Here is a 19,419-nt window from a genome sequence, read left to right on the forward strand (position 1 = left end):
GCATTGCCCACCGGGTTATCCAGGCTTCCGACCCGGGATGCCATGGCGACAAAGACAAAGCAGCACAGCAGCACAGCAGCACAGCAGCACAGCAGCACAGCAGCACAGCAGCACAGCAGCACAGCAGCACAGCAGCACAGCAGCACAGCAGCACAGCAGCACAGCAGCAGTAAATTTGCTCAGGCCCAGACCGTCAAATGGGGCCCGCAAAAAAAGGCGACCCGAGGGTCGCCTTTCAACATGCTGCTGTACGGGGGCTAATCGCCCTCCGTTTGCATCGAAGTCCGATTGATCAAGCCAGCTTGGTCTCCAGCTCGGCAATTTTGGCGGACCAGTAGGCCGGGCCGGTCTCGTGGATGTTGTTGCCCTGGGAGTCGACCGCCACGGTGACCGGCATGTCTTCCACCTCGAACTCGTAGATGGCCTCCATCCCCAGATCGGCAAAGGCCACCACGCGCGCCTTCTTGATGGCTTTCGCCACCAGATAGGCGGCGCCGCCCACCGCCATCAGGTAGACAGCCTGGTGCTGCTTGATGCTCTCGACCGTCTTGGGGCCGCGCTCGGACTTGCCGATCATGCCGATGAGGCCGGTTTCTCCCAGCATCATGTCGGTGAATTTGTCCATCCGGGTGGACGTGGTGGGGCCAGCCGGGCCGACCACCTCGTCACGCACCGCATCGACCGGGCCCACGTAATAGATGAAGCGGTTGGTGAAATCGACCCCTTCCGGCAGTCCTTCACCTTTTTTCAGCATGTCGGCGATGCGCTTGTGGGCGGCGTCGCGGCCGGTCAGGATCTTGCCGGAGAGCAGCACGGTATCACCGCTCTTCCAGCTGGCAAGCTCTGCCTTGGTGATGCCATCCACGTTGACCCGGCGCACATTGCCACCGGACTCACGGGTGATCTCCGGCCAGTCTTCCAGCCTGGGGGGTGTCAGCTCCGCCGGGCCGGAGCCATCGAGTTCGAAATGCACGTGACGGGTGGCGGCGCAGTTGGGGATCATCACCACGGGCTTGGAGGCGGCGTGGGTCGGTGCGGATTTCACCTTCACATCCAGCACCGTGGTCAGGCCGCCCAGCCCCTGGGCACCGATCCCGAGCTTATTGACCTTGTCATAGAGCTCGACCCTCAGCTTCTCTTCGGTGGTCTCGGGACCACGGGCAATCAGCTCCTGGATGTCTATGTGCTCCATCAGAGCTTCCTTGGCGAGCACCGCCGCCTTCTCGGCGGTGCCGCCGATGCCGATGCCGAGCATGCCGGGCGGGCACCAGCCAGCCCCCATGGTCGGCACCGTCTTGAGCACCCACTCCACGATGTCGTCGGAGGGATTGAGCATCACCATCTTCGATTTGTTTTCGGAGCCGCCGCCCTTGGCCGCGATACTCACTTCCACCTTGTTGCCCGGGATCATGTCGATGTGCACGACAGCGGGGGCATTGTCTTTGGTGTTCTTGCGGCTGCCGGCCGGATCCGCCAGCACGGAGGCGCGCAGCGGGTTGTCCGGATTGGTATAGGCGCGGCGGGTGCCCTCATCCACCATCTCCTGGACCGTCATGTCGCTGTCCCACTGTACCTGCATGCCGATCTTGACGAAGCAGGTGACGATACCGGTGTCCTGACAGAGCGGGCGATGACCTTCGGCAGACATGCGGGAGTTGATCAGAATCTGGGCCAGGGCATCTTTGGCGGCCGGGTTGATCTCGCGGTCATAGGCGGCCTTGGCGGCCTGCACGAAATCGAGGGGGTGGTAGAAGGAGATGTACTGCAGGGCGTCAGCAATGGAATCGATAAAGTCCTGTTTTCTAATGATGCTCATATCATCCTCACTGGTCCTTGTTATCGCTTGCGCGAGCAAGGGCTTCCATATGATCCGGGCCTTCGGCAGGTGGCAAATGCACCTGGAGCCGGCAGACTGCGGCGTGTTTTTATAACGGTGTTTTTCTTAAAAATGCCGGCGGCCATGATACGCTTGACCACCCGAACCGGCTAGGGAGCCGGGCGCAAACTGTTGCCTATGTAACAAAAAATGAAACCAAGACTGCATATCCACCATTTCGACCCGCAGGCCTCGCTCCACACCTGGTTTGCCTGCCTGCAACACCAACCCTGGGCCATCCTGCTGGAATCCGCCGGCCCCCTGGGGGCTGACAACGGTTTTGACATCATCAGCGCCGATCCGCTTGCCACCCTGGAAACCCGGGGTACCAGCACCTGCCTCACCCAGGATAACCACCAGCACCATCATGACGGCGATCCCCTCGCCCTGCTCGCCAAGACCCAGCAAGCCCTGCTTGGGGAGCGCGTTGAGGATGACTCGGGATTGCCGTTTATCGGGGGAGCCCTGGGACTCTTTGGCTACGATCTGGGCCGACGATTCGAGCGTCTGCCCGCAGTGGCGCAACAGGACATCCAGGTGCCCGACATGGCGGTCGGGATCTACGACTGGGCGCTGCTGCGAAATGTCGCGACGGGACACTGGCAACTGGCCCACTGGGGTGATGAAGCCGGCCTCGCCCGCAGGCTCGACTGGCTGATGGCGCAGCGCGAACGAACCACCCTCCCCCTTCGCCTGACCGGCCCCTGGCAGAGCAACATGACGCGGGCCGAATACGGAGACAAGTTTGCCCGTATCCAGGCCTATCTGGCGGCGGGGGATTGTTACCAGATCAACCTGACCCAGCGCTTCAGCGCCCCTTATCAGGGGGATGAATGGTCCGCCTATCTCGCCCTGAGCGCCGCCAACAAGGCGCCGTTCTCCGCCTTTGTCCGCCTGCCGCACAGCGCCATTCTGAGCCTCTCCCCGGAGCGTTTCCTGCTGCTCGACAAGCGCCATATCGAGACCAAGCCCATCAAGGGCACCCGGCCTCGCCACCCTGATCCCGCCCAGGATGCCAGGGTGGCCGAGTCGCTCGCCAGCGCCGACAAGGACAGATCGGAGAACCTGATGATCGTCGATCTGCTGCGCAACGACATCGGCCGGGTGAGCCGGCCGGGGTCGGTCACGGTCCCGCACCTCTTTGCCGTGGAATCCTTCCCGGCGGTGCATCATCTGGTTTCCACCATTCACGGAGAACTGGATGCGCGCTGGCAAGAAGTGGATCTGCTGCGGGCCTGCTTCCCCGGCGGCTCCATCACAGGGGCTCCCAAGATCCGGGCGATGGAGATCATCGAGGAGCTGGAACCGGTGCGGCGCAATGCCTACTGCGGCAGCATCGGTTATCTGAGTCAGCACGGAAGGATGGATACCAGCATCTGCATCCGTACCCTGATCGCCGAAGCCGGTCAGCTGCACTGCTGGGCGGGGGGCGGCATCATCGCCGACTCCGATCCCGACGCCGAATATCAGGAGACCTACGACAAGGTGGCCCGCATCCTGCCACTGCTCGATGCCCTTTGACCCCATCCGGCCCTGCGGGGCCGACACAAGGAGACCCATGGAGATGACGAGTGCCGAGCTGCTGACCCGCTTTTTGCTGCAGCGCCCCGCCCCCGCCCATCGCCTGGCACTGGCCGGGCTCAAACCTGCCGCCGTGTTGATCCCCCTGGTGGAGCGCCCCGAGGGCCTGCACCTGCTGCTGACGCGCCGCAGCGCCGCCCTGCGCCACCACCCGGGGCAGATCAGCTTTCCCGGCGGGCGCCAGGACCCGGAAGACCGGGACCTCATTCACACCGCGCTCAGGGAAACCGAGGAGGAGCTTGGCATTCCCCCCTCCCAGATCCGGATCATCGGCAGCCTCACCCCTCTCAATACCGTCTCACGCTACGATGTGCTGCCGGTCCTCGCCATGCTCGACCCAGGCTACGGGCTGACCCTGAGCCAGGACGAGGTGGCCCAGGCCTTCGAAGTCCCCCTCGCCCACGTGCTGGATCCGGGGCAGCACATAGCCCTGAGCCTGCCAAGGGCGGACGGACGTCACACCATCTATTGGATCCCTTGGGAGCAATCTTTCATCTGGGGGGCCACTGCCAGCATGATCCGCCAGCTTGCCCAACACATCTCGACATAACATTTCGACAACATGATGAGGTGGGAAATTATCCAGTTAACATTCAAATAACACTGCATTTGATAAATAAATTTTGATTTTTTATTCTTTTGATCACATTTCTACAAGAAAGTACGGGTTTTAGCCGCACAAAGGTGAATTTGATCAACATTTTTGATTAAAAAGAAAGTATTCTTGCGCCGACTAATTAAAACCACACATTCGGGGTGAGACACATGTCCAATACTGTCACTGGCGCACAGGATGTTGCAGCCGCACAGGAGCAAGGAATCAGCTCGGTCCAATCTCGCGGTTGGAGTAAACAAGACACCACCTGGGTGATCAGCCTGTTCGGTACCGCCGTCGGTGCAGGTATCCTGTTCCTGCCCATCAACGCCGGCATGGGTGGCTTCTGGCCGCTGGTAGTGATGGCGCTGCTGGTCGGCCCCATGACCTACCTGGCACACCGTGGTCTGGCGCGCTTCGTGCTCTCCTCCAAGCAGCCCAATGCCGACATCACCCAGGTGGTGGAAGAGCACTTCGGCGTGGGTGCCGGTAAATTGATCACCCTGCTCTACTTCTTTGCCATCTACCCCATCGTGCTGATCTACGGCGTGGGCATCACCAACACGGTGGAAAGCTTCCTGGTCAACCAGTTGCAGATGACGCCGCCCCCGCGCTGGATCCTCTCCATCGTGCTCATCATGGCCATGATGTCCGTGATGCTGGCTGGCGAGAAGCTGATGCTGAAAGTGACCGAGTTCCTGGTCTATCCGCTCATCGCCATTCTGGCGGGCATCTCCCTGTACCTGATCCCGGACTGGACCGGTGCGGCCCTGAATGAAATGCCGAGCACCAAGGATTTCGCCACCACCCTGTGGCTGACCATCCCGGTGCTGGTGTTCTCCTTCAACCACAGCCCGGCCATCTCCAGCTTCGCCCTGGCTCAGCGCCGTGATCACGGTGAGCATGCCGTCGCCAAGTCCGACGCCATCCTCAAGCGCACCGCCATCATTCTGCTGGGCTTCGTGATGTTCTTCGTCTTCTCCTGCGTGATGAGCCTGACGCCGGCCCAGCTGGCAGAAGCCAAGTCCCAGAACATCGCCGTGCTCTCCTACCTGGCCAACCAGCATGCGAGCCCCATCATCTCCTACTTCGGTCCGCTGGTTGCCTTCGTGGCCATCGTCTCCTCCTTCTTCGGCCACTATCTGGGTGCCCGTGAAGGTCTGAAAGGGATGATCGTCCAGAACATGCGCAGCTCCGGCAAGGCACCGAACCACAAGAAAGTGGAGCTGTTCATCATCGCCTTCTTCATCCTGACCCTGTGGGGCGTGGCCGTGATCAACCCCTCCATCCTCGGGATGATCGAATCCCTGGGTGGCCCCATCATCGCCACCATCCTGTTCCTCATGCCCATGTACGCCATCAAGCGCGTTCCGGCCATGGCGAAATACCAGGGTCAGATCAGCAACGTCTTCGTGGCGACCATGGGCCTTATCGCCATCTCCGCCATCCTTTATCAACTGGTCGGCTAAGCCTTCCTGCGATACCGTCGGGCCAGCATCTGGCCCGGCGCCTCCCACAGCCCGGCAGATCTCCTCTGCCGGGCTGTGTTCGTTGTGATCATAAGGTACTGGGCTCAGATGATCAGAGCCCCCTGCCCTCAAATCAGAGACAGCCCTTTCACCCACTCTCTTTCCCCTTGGTGACTGCTTGCCGCTCATATTCCTTCCCCAATGACACACGACCAAGACGTACTGTGTTATCCCGTCATCTGCTGCGCGCCATCGGCCTTGCCAGACAGAACACCAGAGCCCTTGTCCTTACCAGGAACGCCCGCTCTTCGGGGTTTAGCCCAGAGAGCCGACACCCCCACCCAATGGAGCCTTTCTTCAAGGTACTCAGGGAAAGTACCGGCTACAGGGCGCAGGCAAACCGCCGAGAGGGCCTTGACCGGGCTTCCCGTACAGCGTCCGAAGAGCAGATGACCCCTTCGGTCACCAGAGGGGATGTCACACGCCGCCATGCTGACAGCACAATCAGCCCGATATGCCCGGCGAATGCAGCGCCGGGCACGTTTGTACAGGGAATGGCTTGTTGGCGGTGGCGAGAACACGTAAGGCAGCCAACGGGCCCCTCCCGAGAAATCACACAGGGGGATCCGAGCACTGTCAGTGCCATGACACGGCGAGAAGGTGCAGGGCGCCTGACGCGCGCGCAAATAAAAAGCGCCCTCCGAAGAGGGCGCCTGTGCAGAGCAGAAAGTCTTAGGGGATCAAGCTTCGCGGCTGGGGACCGGGGCGGCATCCAGCAGGCTCTCATCCTCGGCCATGCAGGCCGCCGCAGTGAACAGCACGTCGGTGGAGCTGTTGAGGGCCGTTTCGGCGGAATCCTGCAACACCCCGATGATGAAGCCAACGGCCACCACCTGCATGGCGATGTCGTTGCTGATACCGAACAGGCTGCACGCCAGCGGGATCAGCAGCAGGGAGCCGCCAGCCACACCGGAAGCGCCACAGGCACTGATGGTGGCGACGACGGAGAGCAGAATGGCGGTTGCCATGTCCACTTCCATCCCCAGGGTATGCACCGCCGCCATGGAGAGCACGGTAATGGTGATGGCGGCGCCGGCCATGTTGATGGTGGCGCCCAGCGGGATGGAGACCGCATAGGTGTCTTCCGGCAGGCGCAGCCTCTCGGCCAGGGCCATGTTGACCGGAATGTTGGCGGCGGAGCTGCGGGTGAAGAAGGCGGTCACACCGCTCTCTTTCAGGCAGGTCAGCACCAGGGGATAGGGGTTGCGCTTGATCTTCCAGAAGACGATGAGCGGATTGACCACGAAGGCGATGAACAGCATGCAGCCGATCAGTACCACCAGCAGCTGGGCATAGCCAAACAGCGCATCGAAGCCGGTTTCAGCCAGGGTGGAGGCAACCAGGCCCAGGATGCCGAGGGGAGCGCAACGGATCACGGCCTTGACGATGGCGGAAACCCCGTGAGACACATCGGAAATCAGTGATTTGGTGCTCTCATTGGCGTGACGCATGGCGATACCAAGGCCGATGGCCCAGGCCAGGATGCCGATATAGTTGGCTTCCAGCAGTGCTTTCACCGGGTTGGTCACCACGTTGAACAGCAGGGTCTGCAGCACTTCCGTGATGCCCCCCGGCGGCGTGATCTCGGTAGCGCCTGCCACCAGATGCAGGTTGGAGGGGAAGAGGAAGCTCGCCACCACTGCCACGGCAGCCGCCAGGAAGGTACCCAGCACATAGAGCAGCAGGATCGGTTTCATGTTGGTCTTCTGACCCTGCTTGTGGCCGATGATCGCCGACATCACCAGCACGAAGACCAGCAGCGGCGCCACGGCCTTCAGGGCGCCGACGAACAGGCTGCCGAGCAGACCCGCCGCCTTGGCCCACTCGGGCATGAACATCGCAAGAAGGATACCGAATACCAGACCGACTAGGATCTGGCTAACCAGACTGGTGCTGTTGACCAGTCGAATGAGGGGGTGTTGTTGTGTCATCAAGTAGTCCCTGTGCACTCATGGTGCGTGAATCATTAGTCCTGTTGGCAACCAGCCCCGCGCATTGGCACCGGTCCGTTGACGGTGACGCCGTGGGCAGCTCTTCTGGTGGATCTGTCCCGTTCGCGTGGGGTTGCGGACAAGAATATCCCATCTGCCATGGTTTTTTTCCACATAATCACTGAAAAATATCAGGGTTACCTCACAAAAAATCTACAACAATGTGATAACACAATATCAACCACGGTCAAAATGTCACCAAACCAGTCCGATCATCGGCCACCACTGGGCCAGAAGTGATATGATGACGCCCTTTTTCAGGGAGCCTTGCCATGATCACCTCTTTATTGACCCGACACTTCGGCTTTGATCGCTTGCGGCCCGGGCAGGAAGCGGTGATCAGTCGTCTGCTGGCCGGCAAGAGCGCCGCAGCCATCTTCCCGACTAGCGCGGGGAAATCCCTCTGTTATCAATTGCCCGCCCTCGCACTGCCCCACCTGACCCTGGTCATCTCTCCCCTGCTGGCCCTGATGCACGATCAGCTCGCCTTTTTGCGCAGCAAGGGGATCGCCGCCGCCACTCTGGACTCCAGCCAGACAGCGGAAGAGAGCCGGCGCGTGATGCAGCAGGCCAGCGATGGCCAGCTCAAGATCCTGATGATTTCGGTGGAGCGCCTCAAAAATGAGCGCTTTCGCCGCTTCATCGCCCACATCCCCCTGTCACTGCTGGTGGTGGACGAGGCCCACTGCATCTCGGAGTGGGGCCACAACTTTCGCCCCGACTACCTCAAGCTGCCGGATCATCGCCGTGAACTGGCCATTCCCCAGGTGCTGTTGCTGACCGCCACCGCCACCCCGGCCGTCATGGCGGACATGCAGGCAAAATTTGCCATCGACCGGGACGATCTGGTGGTCACCGGTTTCTACAGACCCAATCTGGATCTGGCCGTCCTCCCGCTGGCAGGCAGTGCCCGCGATACCTGGCTGCGCGAGGAGCTGCACCGGGATCCGGCCGCCCCCACCATCGTCTACGTGACTCTGCAACACAGCGCAGAGCAGTGCGCCGCGCAGCTACAGGCCAGCGGCATCCGGGCATGCGCCTACCATGCGGGGCTCGATCCCGCCCTGCGCAGCCAGATCCAGCATGACTTCATGGCTGGCAGACTCGACTGCATCGTGGCCACCATCGCCTTTGGCATGGGCATCGACAAGGCCGACATTCGCCGGGTCATTCACTACGACCTGCCCAAGTCCATCGAGAACTACAGCCAGGAGATAGGCCGCGCCGGACGTGACGGGCTTCCCTCCCGCTGCACCGTGCTGGCGAGCCGCGCCCAGTTGCCGGTACTGGAAAACTTCGTCTATGGGGATACGCCGGACAGGGACGCCATCGCGCACTTGCTCGATATCGTGCGCCAGAGCGGCGCCGAGTGGGAATTCAGCCTGCTGCGCCTCTCCAACGAGACCAACATTCGCCAACTGCCCCTCAAGACCCTGCTGGTCTATCTGGAGATGGCGGGGGTCATTGCACCGGCCTACAGCTACTTTGCCGAGTACCGTTTCAGGTTCGTACTGGAAAAACAGGCGATCCTCGCTCGTTTCAATTCCGAACGCCGCCAGTTCCTGGAGCAGGTCTTTGCCTGCGCCCCCCAGGCGCGCACCTGGTGCACCATGGACTTCGAGGCGCTGTGGCAGGGATATCAGGGAGAACGCCAGCGCGCCGCGGCGGCGCTGGACTACCTGCAGCAGCAGGGTTGGATCGAGCTTGAAAGCAAGCAGATGACCGAGCTCTATCGGGTGCTGAGCCAGCAAATCGATACCGTGACCCTGGCCGAAGAGCTGCATGGATTGTTTGAAAAGAAAGAGCAGAGCGAGCTGGCCCGCCTTCAGGCACTGCTGGCCTTTTTCACCTCGACCACCTGCCTCAGCCATGAGCTTGCCCGCTATTTTGCCGACGACGCCGCCCCCGAGCGCTGCGGGCACTGTTCCGTCTGCCGGGGAGAGATCGCCGTGTTGCCGCCGTTGCCATCACCGGGCTTGCCCAACGAGCACGGTTTGCGCGCCTGGTGCGATCCGCTGATCGCCCTGTGCCATCAGCGCCATCCCAGGATCCTGACCCGTTTCCTGTGTGGCATCGCCACCCCGCTGACCACCCGTCTAAAGGCCAGGGATCTGGCCGGTTTTGGCCAGTTGGCGAACCATCCCTTCGCCGAGGTGCTGGCGGTGGTGTCAGCCCTCTATCCCGCCGAATCCTGAGCTTGCAGGTTTGGCGCCGTTCAGGCGCTGAAAAAATAAGACCCTCGCGGATGCGAGGGTCAAGCCAACGGAAACGTGCTTAAACAGAGCTTAGTATCTGCACAATCACCCACTCTCTTGCTAAAGCGATGACTGCTCGACACAGGGCCAATCTAGAGCAGCCAGAATGTAGCGTCAATGTAAAAATTAGAGCAAAAGCATCAAACAAATAACGTTACGTTAACGTAAGCGACACGTCTTTTTACCCTCTATTCCCTGCCGCCCTTGCCCTTGCTGGCACCGCCCCCTGACAAAACAGAGCGTCACCATTTTCTCCCTCTGGCACACAAAGATTTATTTTTTATGTCTTTGACATTTGCATCACTGTCGTGGCAAAAATAATTTAACAGTCAGTAACATAGGTATGTCACTTACTGCTTCTTCCCGCACGAGGATCGGGAAGCTCCCGCACAAACTTAAACCAATGATGGCGATGGATTACTGGGGGCTGTTGACTAGGCTTAAGAGGTAAACAGAACAAAAGTAGTGATCCACTCTTTTTCAGGGCAAGCGACTATAACGAGGGCTAAGTTATGGGCATCTTCGAGCACTATCAACAGCGGTATGAGAAGGCCAGAGAGGAGGAGTACAGCATCCAGGAGTTTCTGGATATGTGCAAACAGGACAAATCCTGCTACGCCTCTGCCGCCGAACGTCTGCTGACCGCCATCGGCGAGCCGGAAATGATCGACACCTCGACCAATCCACGTCTCAGCCGTCTCTTTTCCAACCGCGTCGTCGCGCGTTATCCCGCTTTCAAAGACTTCTATGGCATGGAAGAAGCCATCGAACAGATTGTCTCCTATCTCAAACATTCCGCTCAGGGTCTGGAAGAGAAGAAACAGATCCTCTATCTGCTCGGACCGGTTGGCGGCGGTAAATCCTCGCTGGCAGAGAAACTCAAATCCCTGATGCAAAAAGTGCCCATCTATCGCATCAAGGGCTCACCAGTGAATGATCACCCCTTCTGCCTGTTTGACATCGACGAAGATGGCGAAATCCTCGAGAAGGAGTACGGCATCCCTCGCCGTTATCTGCGCCCCATCATGTCTCCCTGGGTCGCCAAGCGCCTTCACGAGTTTGGCGGCGACATCACCAAGTTCAAGGTGGAGAAGGTGACCCCCTCCATCCTCGATCAGATCGCCATCGCCAAAACCGAACCGGGGGACGACAACAACCAGGACATCTCCTCCCTGGTCGGCAAGGTCGATATCCGCATGCTGGAACACTTCGCCCAGGATGATGCCGATGCTTACTCCTACTCCGGTGCGCTATGCAAGGCAAACCAGGGGATGATGGAGTTCGTCGAGATGTTCAAGGCCCCCATCAAGGTGCTGCACCCGCTGCTGACGGCGACGCAAGAGGGGAACTACAACGGTACCGAGGGGCTCTCCGCCCTCCCCTTCGACGGCATCCTGCTGGCTCACTCCAACGAATCCGAGTGGCAGCAGTTCCGCAACAACAAGAACAACGAGGCGTTCCTCGACCGGGTCTACATCGTCAAGGTGCCCTACTGCCTGCGGGTGTCGGAAGAGGTGAAGATCTACGAGAAGCTGCTGGTCAACAGTGAGCTGACCGATGCCAAGTGCGCCCCGGGAACCCTGGAGCTGCTGGGCCAGTTCTCCGTGCTGTCGCGCCTCAAGGAGCCGGAAAACTCCAGCATCTACTCCAAGATGCGGGTCTATGACGGCGAGAGTCTCAAAGATACCGATCCCAAGGCGAAGAGTTATCAGGAGTACCGCGATTACGCCGGCGTCGACGAGGGGATGAATGGCCTTTCCACCCGTTTCGCGTTCAAGATCCTCTCCCGTGTCTTCAACTTCGACCACGCGGAAGTGGCCGCCAACCCGGTGCACCTCTTCTATGTGCTGGAGCAGCAGATAGAGCGCGAGCAGTTCCCGCAAGAGCTGCACGATCGCTATCTGGAGTTCATCAAGGGTTACCTGACTCCGCGCTACGTCGAGTTCATCGGCAAGGAGATCCAGACCGCCTACCTCGAGTCGTATTCAGAGTACGGTCAGAACATCTTCGATCGCTACGTCACCTACGCCGACTTCTGGATCCAGGATCAGGAGTATCGTGACCCCGAAACCGGCCAGCTGTTTGACAGAGCGTCTCTCAACAGCGAGCTGGAGAAAATTGAAAAACCTGCCGGGATCAGCAACCCGAAAGATTTCCGTAACGAAATCGTCAACTTCGTGCTGCGTGCCCGGGCCAACAATGCAGGCCGTAACCCCAACTGGACCAGTTACGAGAAGCTGCGCACCGTGATCGAGAAGAAGATGTTCTCCAACACGGAAGAGCTGCTGCCGGTTATCTCCTTCAACAGCAAAACCTCGGCCGAGGAGCAGAAGAAGCACGATAACTTTGTCGAACGGATGATGGAGAAAGGCTACACCCGCAAACAGGTGCGACTGCTCTCCGAATGGTATCTCAGGGTACGCAAATCATCCTGACCCTGCCGTGTTCAAGGGGGAGTTATGGCGCATTTTATCGACCGCAGGCTCAACGGCAAAAACAAAAGCGCTGTCAATCGGCAGCGCTTCATCCGCCGCTACAAGAAGCAGATAAAACAAGCGGTCTCGGATGCTGTCTCCAAGCGCAGCATTCAGGACGTGGACAAGGGTGAGAGCATCAGCATCCCGACCAAGGACATCGGGGAACCCCATTTTCATCAGGGGCAAGGCGGCAAACGGGAGATGGTGCATCCGGGCAACGACCAGTTCGTATCTGGTGACAAGATTGACCGGCCCAAAGGGGGTGGCGGCGGCCAGGGGAGTGGCGAGGGCCAGGCCTCGGATCAAGGAGAGGGCGTCGATGATTTCGTCTTCCAGATCTCCAAGGACGAGTACCTGGACTTGCTGTTCGAGGATCTGGAACTGCCGCGGCTGCAAAAGACCCAGCTCAACCAGCTGATGGAGATGAAGACCTACCGGGCCGGCTACACCTCCAACGGGGTGCCTGCCAACATCAACGTGGTGCGCTCCCTGCAAAATTCGCTGGCGCGGCGCATGGCGCTGCAGGCAGGCAAGAAACGTCAGTTGCGTGAACTGGAGGAGCGCCTGGCCCAGCTGGCTTGCGAGCCCAACGACCATTTCGCCGAAATGGCGCAACTTGAAAAAGAGATCAGGGAGCTGAAACGGCGGATCGATGCGGTCCCCTTTATCGACACCTTCGACCTCAAATTCAACAACTTTGTCAAACGGCCCGTCCCCTCGAGCCAGGCGGTGATGTTCTGCCTGATGGACGTCTCCGGTTCCATGGATCAGGCTACCAAAGAGATGGCCAAGCGTTTCTATATCCTGCTTTATCTATTCCTGAGCCGGACTTACAAGAATGTCGAGGTGGTCTACATTCGCCACCACACCCAGGCCAAGGAGGTGGACGAGCACGAGTTCTTCTACTCCCAGGAGACCGGCGGTACCATCGTCTCCAGTGCGCTCAAGATGATGAACGACATCATCAACGAACGTTATCCCGCCAACCAGTGGAACATCTATGCGGCGCAGGCATCGGACGGTGACAACTGGGCCGATGACTCACCCCAGTGCAGGGAGATCCTGATGCGCGACATCATGCCGCGGGTGCGTTACTACTCCTACATCGAGATCACTACCCGCGCCCACCAGACCCTGTGGCACGAATATGAGGCGGTGACAGAGCAATACGCCCACTTCGCCATGGAGCACATTCGCAAGGTCGAGGACATTTATCCGGTGTTCCGGGAATTGTTCAAGAAGCAAGCGGCTTGAGGGATCACATATGGTAGAAACCGCAAGAAAGATAGCGCCGCTGGACGATGGTCCTGACTGGAACTTCGATCTGCTGGAGCTTTATCACCAGGAGATAGCCCGGGTCGCCAAATTCTATCGGCTCGACACCTATCCCAACCAGATCGAGGTGATCACCGCAGAGCAGATGATGGATGCCTACTCCAGCGTGGGCATGCCCATCGGTTATCAACACTGGTCATTCGGCAAGCGCTTCATCCACACCGAACGCAACTACAAGCGCGGCCAGATGGGACTCGCCTACGAGATCGTCATCAACTCGGACCCCTGCATCGCCTATCTGATGGAAGAGAACACCATGCCGATGCAGGCGCTGGTCATGGCCCACGCCTGCTATGGTCACAACTCCTTCTTCAAGAACAACTATCTGTTCAAGGCCTGGACCGATGCCTCCTCCATCATCGACTACCTGTTGTTTGCCAAGAACTACATCACCGAGTGCGAGGAAAAACACGGCATCGATGCGGTGGAGAAACTGCTCGACTCCTGCCATGCCCTGATGAACTTCGGGGTGGATCGTTACAAGCGGCCCCAGAAGATTTCTCTGGCCGAGGAGAAGCGACGCCAGAAGGCGCGGGAAGATTATCTGCAAACCCAGGTCAATGAGCTGTGGCGTACCCTGCCCAAGCAGCACAAGATTGCCGGGGTGGAAGACAGGCGCTATCCTGCCGAGCCTCAGGAGAACATCCTCTATTTCATCGAAAAAAATGCCCCCCTGCTCGAGCCCTGGCAGCGCGAGGTGGTGCGTATCGTGCGCAAGATCAGTCAGTACTTCTACCCGCAGAAGCAGACGCAGGTGATGAATGAGGGCTGGGCCACCTTCTGGCACTACACCATTCTCAACCATCTCTATGACGAGGGAAAAATCAGCGATCGCTTCATGCTGGAGGTGCTGCACAGCCACACCAACGTCGTCTATCAGCCCCCCTACAACAGCCGGTATTACTCGGGGATCAACCCCTACGCCCTTGGCTTTGCCATGTTCACGGACCTGCGTCGCATCTGCGAACACCCGACCGAGGAAGACAGATACTGGTTCCCCGATTACGCTGGCACCAACTGGGTCGAGACATTGCATTTCGCCATGCAGAACTTCAAGGACGAAAGCTTCATCAGCCAGTTCCTCAGTCCCAAGGTAATGCGCGACATGAAGCTCTTTGCCATCGATGACGACGATCTGAAGAACTACCTCAAGGTGTCCGCCATTCACAATGAAGAGGGCTACCGGCTGGTGCGTAGCACCCTGTCCGCTCAATACAACCTGAGCAACCTGGAGCCCAACATTCAGGTCTACAACGTGGCAGTGAAAGGCGATCGCTCCCTGACCCTGCGCTATGTTCCCCACAACCGCATCCCCCTTGGCGAGTCACGCCACGAGGTGCTCAAGCATCTGCATCAGCTGTGGGGCTTCGATGTGGTGCTGGAGCAGGACAATGGCGAGCTATCCGCAGATATCATCGGCCGTTGTCCGGACCGCAAGAGCATGACCTGACGTCAGTGCCGGGCATAAAAAAACGCGCCATCAGGCGCGTTTTTCTTGGATCAGGGCAATCAGTTGTCACACAGGTTGCTTGGCATGTCCTGACGCAGACGGGTCCAAAGCTTGCCAGACTCGATGCCGTACTGGCGTACCGTCATGAACACGGCTTCGTGATCCTTGGTTTCGGCCAGCTTGCGCAGCGTCTTGTAGTAGGCATCTGCGGTTTCGCGCGCCTGCTTGTCCGAGAAGTAGTAGCGGCCAACCCGGCTGTACAAGCCCTTGAAACCGTTGAGGATCAAAGCATAGATGGGGTTGCCAGAGGCAAATGAAAGCTGGTGATGCAAACGGTAGTCGAAGTCCGCATAGGCCTCGGCCGTGTTCTCCACATCATCGGCCCCCCGCAGTATCTCGGCGGCCTGTTCCGGGTTGTTGCGAATGGCGCCACGGATGAAGATGGTGCAGATGTTGGTCCGGGCGGAGAGCAGCTGTGCCACCAGATCCGGCACCTTGTCCTGATCGAGACGCGCCAGTGTCTCCAGAATGTTGAGACCGGAGGTTTCCCAGAAATTGTTGACCTTGGTCGGTTTGCCATGCTGGATGGTGAGCCAGCCATCACGGGCAAGGCGCTGCAACACTTCACGCAAGGTAGTGCGAGTCACGCCGATCAATTCGGACAGCTCGCGCTCCGCCGGCAGAATGGATCCAGGAGGAAAGCGATTGTTCCAGATGGACTCGATGATGTATTCCTCGGCAAACCCGGCAGGGCTTTGCGCTTTAATGACCATGTAATGACTCTGTTGTAGTGCGTAAAAAGGCCCCCGAATAATAGCAAAGCCGGTCATGCTGGCAAGCAGAAGGTCGGTCCTCTGCTCACATTACCCCGATCTTTTTGTTAAAAATATGTATGCGGCGACAAGTGAGGAGTCAACCAACACCAAATGATGGGAATATAAGCGTTTGCTCGCTGGGCAAGTTCAGCGACCTTATTTATAGTTATCGCTCCCTTGATTAAAATCATGTGCAATCAATCTGATACAGGTGAATATCCGGATGTTCGGCTCGGGTCGGGCTCGACTGCATAGACGCAGATATCAACAACAGAACAGAGAACCATCATTATGCCAATCAGCCTAGGGCGCGCGTTTACAAAGAACTTTTTGGGCAATGCTCCGCGATGGTACAAAATTGCCATCGTTCTATTCCTGCTGATCAACCCGATCATTTTCTACGTTGATCCCTTCCTGGCCGGCTGGCTGCTGGTTGTCGAGTTTATTTTCACCCTGGCCATGGCCCTCAAGTGCTATCCGCTGCAACCGGGCGGACTCCTGGCCATCGAAGCCGTGCTCATCGGCATGACCTCCGCCAACCAGATAAAACATGAGCTGGTGGCCAATATCGAAGTGCTTCTGCTGCTGGTCTTCATGGTGGCCGGCATCTACTTCATGAAGCAGTTGCTGCTCTACGTCTTTACCAAGATGCTGGTGCGCATCCACTCCAAAACGTTGCTTTCTCTCGCCTTCTGCCTGGTGTCTGCATTCCTCTCCGCGTTCCTTGATGCCCTGACCGTGATCGCCGTGGTCATCAGCGTCGCAACCGGCTTCTACGCTATCTACCACAAGGTGGCCTCCCGGGATGAGTCCGGCAATCTGCATCATGATGACGAAGAGATTGACGAGCTCTCCCGCCAGCATCTGAACGAATTTCGTGCCTTCCTGCGCAGCCTGATGATGCACGCCGCCATCGGTACCGCCCTGGGGGGCGTCTGCACCCTGGTCGGCGAACCCCAGAACCTCATCATCGGTGAACAGGCGGGGTGGCACTTCGGTGAATTTGCCATTCGCATGGCGCCAGTCACCATCCCGGTCTTCATCTGTGGCCTGCTGACCTGCATCCTGGTCGAAAAATTCCGCTGGTTCGGTTATGGCGCCCGCTTGCCCGAGCCCGTGCGTCACATCATGGAATCCTACGAGCGAGACGAAGACGCACAACGTACCCCGCAGGACAAGGCCAAGCTGATCGTCCAGGCGCTGATTGCCACCTGGCTTATCACGGGTCTTGCCCTCCATCTGGCTGCAGTTGGGCTGATCGGCCTGACGGTCATCGTGCTCGCGACGGCGTTCACCGGCGTGACTGAAGAACACGCGCTTGGCAAGGCATTCCAGGAGGCTTTGCCGTTCACCGCCCTGCTCACCGTCTTTTTCAGCGTGGTGGCGGTCATCATCGATCAACAGCTGTTCAAGCCGGTGATCCAGTGGGTACTGGCGGCCAAGCCGGAGGATCAGCTTGCCCTCTTCTACCTGGCAAACGGTCTGCTCTCCATGGTCAGTGACAACGTCTTCGTCGGCACCGTCTACATCAACGAGGTGAAGACCGCCCTGATCAACGGCGCCATCAGCCGCGAGCATTTTGATCTGCTGGCCGTGGCCATCAACACCGGCACCAACCTGCCGTCGGTCGCCACCCCCAATGGCCAGGCCGCATTCCTGTTCATGCTCACCTCGGCCCTCGCTCCCCTGCTGCGCCTCTCTTATGGCCGCATGGTCTGGATGGCGCTGCCCTATACCCTGGTGCTGGGGCTTGTCGGCTTCTTCTCCGTGGAACTGCTCCTCGGTCCTGCAACCGAATGGTTCTATCAGACAGGGTGGTTGCTGGATCATGGGGCACTGCCACTGCCCACCCCGTCCACACACTGATCATGAAAGGGGCTGTTCGGCCCCTTTCTTTTCAGATGGGGCTCTGCTCTAATTCAGCCACTATTTTTCTCTGAGAGATCAATCAGATGATCGAGTATCTTCGCCGCATTGCCAGTCATCGTCTGGCCTGGGGATTGCTGGCAGCCTCCGCTTTCGCGCTGGAACTCTGCGCCCTCTTCTTCCAGCACGTGTTGGGTTTGCACCCTTGCGTGATGTGCATTTATGAACGTATCGCCCTCCTCGGCGTACTCACGGCCGGCCTCCTCGGCATGGTCGCGCCAGAGCGCTGGTACCTGCGCTGGAGTGCCATGCTCCTGTGGGGTTACAGCGCCTTCTGGGGCCTGAAACTGGCGCTCAAGCATGTGGATTACCAGATGAACCCCTCCCCCTTCAACGTATGCGAGGGATTTGTTGACTTCCCTGCCTGGGCACCACTGGATAAGTGGGTTCCCTGGATGTTCTACCCGGACGGCGACTGCAGCGAGATCAGCTGGCAGTTCCTCGGTTTCTCCATGCCGCAGTGGCTCGTGGTCATCTTTGCCGCCTATCTGCTGGTGTTCGTCATCGTGGCTGCTGGCAACCTGATAAAAGGGCGCTGCTGCAACTAGTTCGTCACTCGACCCTAAGAAGGGAGCCCATGGCTCCCTTTTTATTTCCTCTTTATCGCCTCACGACCCCATGCCCAGAGGGCCGGATCTCCTTCTCCCTGTTCTGCCAATGAAGTGGCTGCCTGCGGGTGTGCATCATCGTAACAGGCCACAAGCGGGTCAAAGGGCGCAGCAGCGACCTGCCACTCGGCCTACCAACAAGAAGGGAGCCATCGGCTCCCTTCTTTCATGTCGTGCACGGCGATGTCACGCGCCTTCGGAGGTAGCCTTGCTGGCACTTCTCCTGGCCTTCACCATGCCGATCACCATGGGCAACAAGGAGACCGCGATGATGCCGAAGATGAGCAGGGTAAAGTTGTGGCGCACTACCGGCAGATTGCCAAAGAAGTGGCCGGCATAGACGAAGGAGAGCACCCACAAGAGCCCCCCCACCAGGTTGAACGCCAGGAAGCGGGGATAGGTCATGGCCCCCATGCCCGCCACGAAGGGGGCGAAGGTGCGCACTATGGGCAGGAAGCGGGTGATGATGATGGTCTTGCCGCCATGCTTGGCATAGAAGGCATGGGTCTTGACCAGATAGTCCCGGCGAAAGATTTTGGAATCGGGGTTGCGAAACAGCTGCTCACCGAAGAAGTGGCCTATGGTGTAGTTCACCACGTTGCCGAGCACCGCGGCGATGATCAGCACGGCGGCTAGGGTGTGCACGTCCAACACGCTGCCCACGGTGAGGGCACCTGCAGCAAACAACAGGGAGTCCCCCGGCAGGAAGGGAGTCACCACCAGCCCGGTTTCACAGAAGATGATGAGAAACAGGATGGCGTATACCCAGACGCCATAGTTCTCGAACAGCTCTTTCAGATGCACGTCAACGTGCAGAATAAAGTCGATGGCAAAGAGGATCAGATCCATTTTTTGGTACCCATGAAGTGAACGGCGTGGAGTCTACGCCAATGAGACCTGGCTCACAATCTCCCCATGGTCCCCTTTTTCGAATCCCATGAAGGGAGTCATTCAGCCCCCCTTCTTTTCCCCTCTCCCTGA

The 19,419-nt window shown here is 58.8% G+C and carries 14 protein-coding genes; 10 read left to right on the top strand and 4 right to left on the bottom strand.

Annotated features, from left to right (window positions below):
* The first annotated feature begins 42 nt into the window (after positions 1-42).
* Positions 43-261, top strand: a complete 219-nt coding sequence (locus C3F36_RS23180) for a hypothetical protein (RefSeq protein WP_113725357.1) — start codon at positions 43-45, stop codon at positions 259-261.
* Positions 262-292: 31 nt separating this feature from the next.
* Here C3F36_RS23180 and C3F36_RS00675 read toward each other — a convergent pair whose 3' ends face one another.
* Positions 293-1,816, bottom strand: coding sequence for a fumarate hydratase (locus C3F36_RS00675; protein WP_010674897.1), 1,524 nt, complete (start codon positions 1,814-1,816; stop codon positions 293-295).
* Positions 1,817-2,026: 210 nt separating this feature from the next.
* On the opposite strand from C3F36_RS00675, the gene pabB reads away from it, so the two are divergent.
* The 3 genes from pabB to C3F36_RS00690 all read left to right on the top strand — a co-directional run bounded on the left by pabB (position 2,027) and on the right by C3F36_RS00690 (position 5,521).
* The gene (gene pabB / locus C3F36_RS00680) at positions 2,027-3,397 is read left to right on the top strand and encodes an aminodeoxychorismate synthase component I (RefSeq protein ID WP_050498229.1); all 1,371 of its coding nucleotides are present in this window, start codon (positions 2,027-2,029) and stop codon (positions 3,395-3,397) included.
* Between the two features lie 43 nt (positions 3,398-3,440).
* Positions 3,441-4,007 carry a CoA pyrophosphatase gene (locus C3F36_RS00685; RefSeq protein ID WP_029314598.1) on the top strand — a complete coding sequence of 189 codons (567 nt, stop codon included), beginning with the start codon at positions 3,441-3,443 and terminating at the stop codon, positions 4,005-4,007.
* A gap of 215 nt (positions 4,008-4,222) precedes the next feature.
* On the top strand, positions 4,223-5,521 hold the full coding sequence (locus C3F36_RS00690; protein WP_029314600.1) for a serine/threonine transporter: 1,299 nt from the start codon (positions 4,223-4,225) through the stop codon (positions 5,519-5,521).
* A gap of 740 nt (positions 5,522-6,261) precedes the next feature.
* Here the strand turns inward: C3F36_RS00690 and sstT are convergent.
* Entirely contained in the window at positions 6,262-7,512 is a 1,251-nt protein-coding gene (gene sstT, locus C3F36_RS00695) for a serine/threonine transporter SstT (protein ID WP_010674901.1), read from the bottom strand.
* Between the two features lie 332 nt (positions 7,513-7,844).
* On the opposite strand from sstT, the gene C3F36_RS00700 reads away from it, so the two are divergent.
* The 4 genes from C3F36_RS00700 (at position 7,845) to C3F36_RS00715 (ending at position 15,089) form a co-directional block, all read left to right on the top strand.
* Entirely contained in the window at positions 7,845-9,767 is a 1,923-nt protein-coding gene (locus tag C3F36_RS00700) for a RecQ family ATP-dependent DNA helicase (RefSeq protein ID WP_104454257.1), read from the top strand.
* A gap of 572 nt (positions 9,768-10,339) precedes the next feature.
* On the top strand, positions 10,340-12,262 hold the full coding sequence (locus C3F36_RS00705) for a PrkA family serine protein kinase (RefSeq protein WP_104454258.1): 1,923 nt from the start codon (positions 10,340-10,342) through the stop codon (positions 12,260-12,262).
* A gap of 24 nt (positions 12,263-12,286) precedes the next feature.
* The gene (locus tag C3F36_RS00710) at positions 12,287-13,558 is read left to right on the top strand and encodes a YeaH/YhbH family protein (RefSeq protein WP_039040869.1); all 1,272 of its coding nucleotides are present in this window, start codon (positions 12,287-12,289) and stop codon (positions 13,556-13,558) included.
* A 10-nt stretch (positions 13,559-13,568) separates the two neighbouring features.
* Positions 13,569-15,089: a SpoVR family protein gene (locus C3F36_RS00715; RefSeq protein WP_039040868.1), complete on the top strand. Its 1,521-nt coding sequence runs from the start codon at positions 13,569-13,571 to the stop codon at positions 15,087-15,089.
* A 59-nt stretch (positions 15,090-15,148) separates the two neighbouring features.
* Here the strand turns inward: C3F36_RS00715 and fadR are convergent, their stop codons facing one another.
* The gene (gene fadR / locus C3F36_RS00720; protein ID WP_010674906.1) at positions 15,149-15,862 is read right to left on the bottom strand and encodes a fatty acid metabolism transcriptional regulator FadR; all 714 of its coding nucleotides are present in this window, start codon (positions 15,860-15,862) and stop codon (positions 15,149-15,151) included.
* Between the two features lie 333 nt (positions 15,863-16,195).
* Between fadR and nhaB the strand changes: the two genes are divergently transcribed.
* Both nhaB and dsbB read left to right on the top strand, forming a co-directional pair.
* Positions 16,196-17,770 carry a Na(+)/H(+) antiporter NhaB gene (nhaB, locus tag C3F36_RS00725; protein WP_104454259.1) on the top strand — a complete coding sequence of 525 codons (1,575 nt, stop codon included), beginning with the start codon at positions 16,196-16,198 and terminating at the stop codon, positions 17,768-17,770.
* A gap of 86 nt (positions 17,771-17,856) precedes the next feature.
* Complete coding sequence (gene dsbB, locus C3F36_RS00730) at positions 17,857-18,378, top strand: disulfide bond formation protein DsbB (protein WP_010674908.1); 522 nt, start codon at positions 17,857-17,859, stop codon at positions 18,376-18,378.
* Between the two features lie 246 nt (positions 18,379-18,624).
* On the opposite strand, the gene C3F36_RS00735 is transcribed toward dsbB, so the two are convergent.
* Positions 18,625-19,287 (bottom strand): DedA family protein, encoded by a 663-nt coding sequence (locus C3F36_RS00735; RefSeq protein ID WP_010674909.1) that lies wholly within the window; start codon positions 19,285-19,287, stop codon positions 18,625-18,627.
* Positions 19,288-19,419 lie beyond the last annotated feature (132 nt).

The organism is Aeromonas sp. ASNIH2 (assembly GCF_002934795.1).
Classification (GTDB): Bacteria; Pseudomonadota; Gammaproteobacteria; order Enterobacterales; family Aeromonadaceae; genus Aeromonas; species Aeromonas caviae.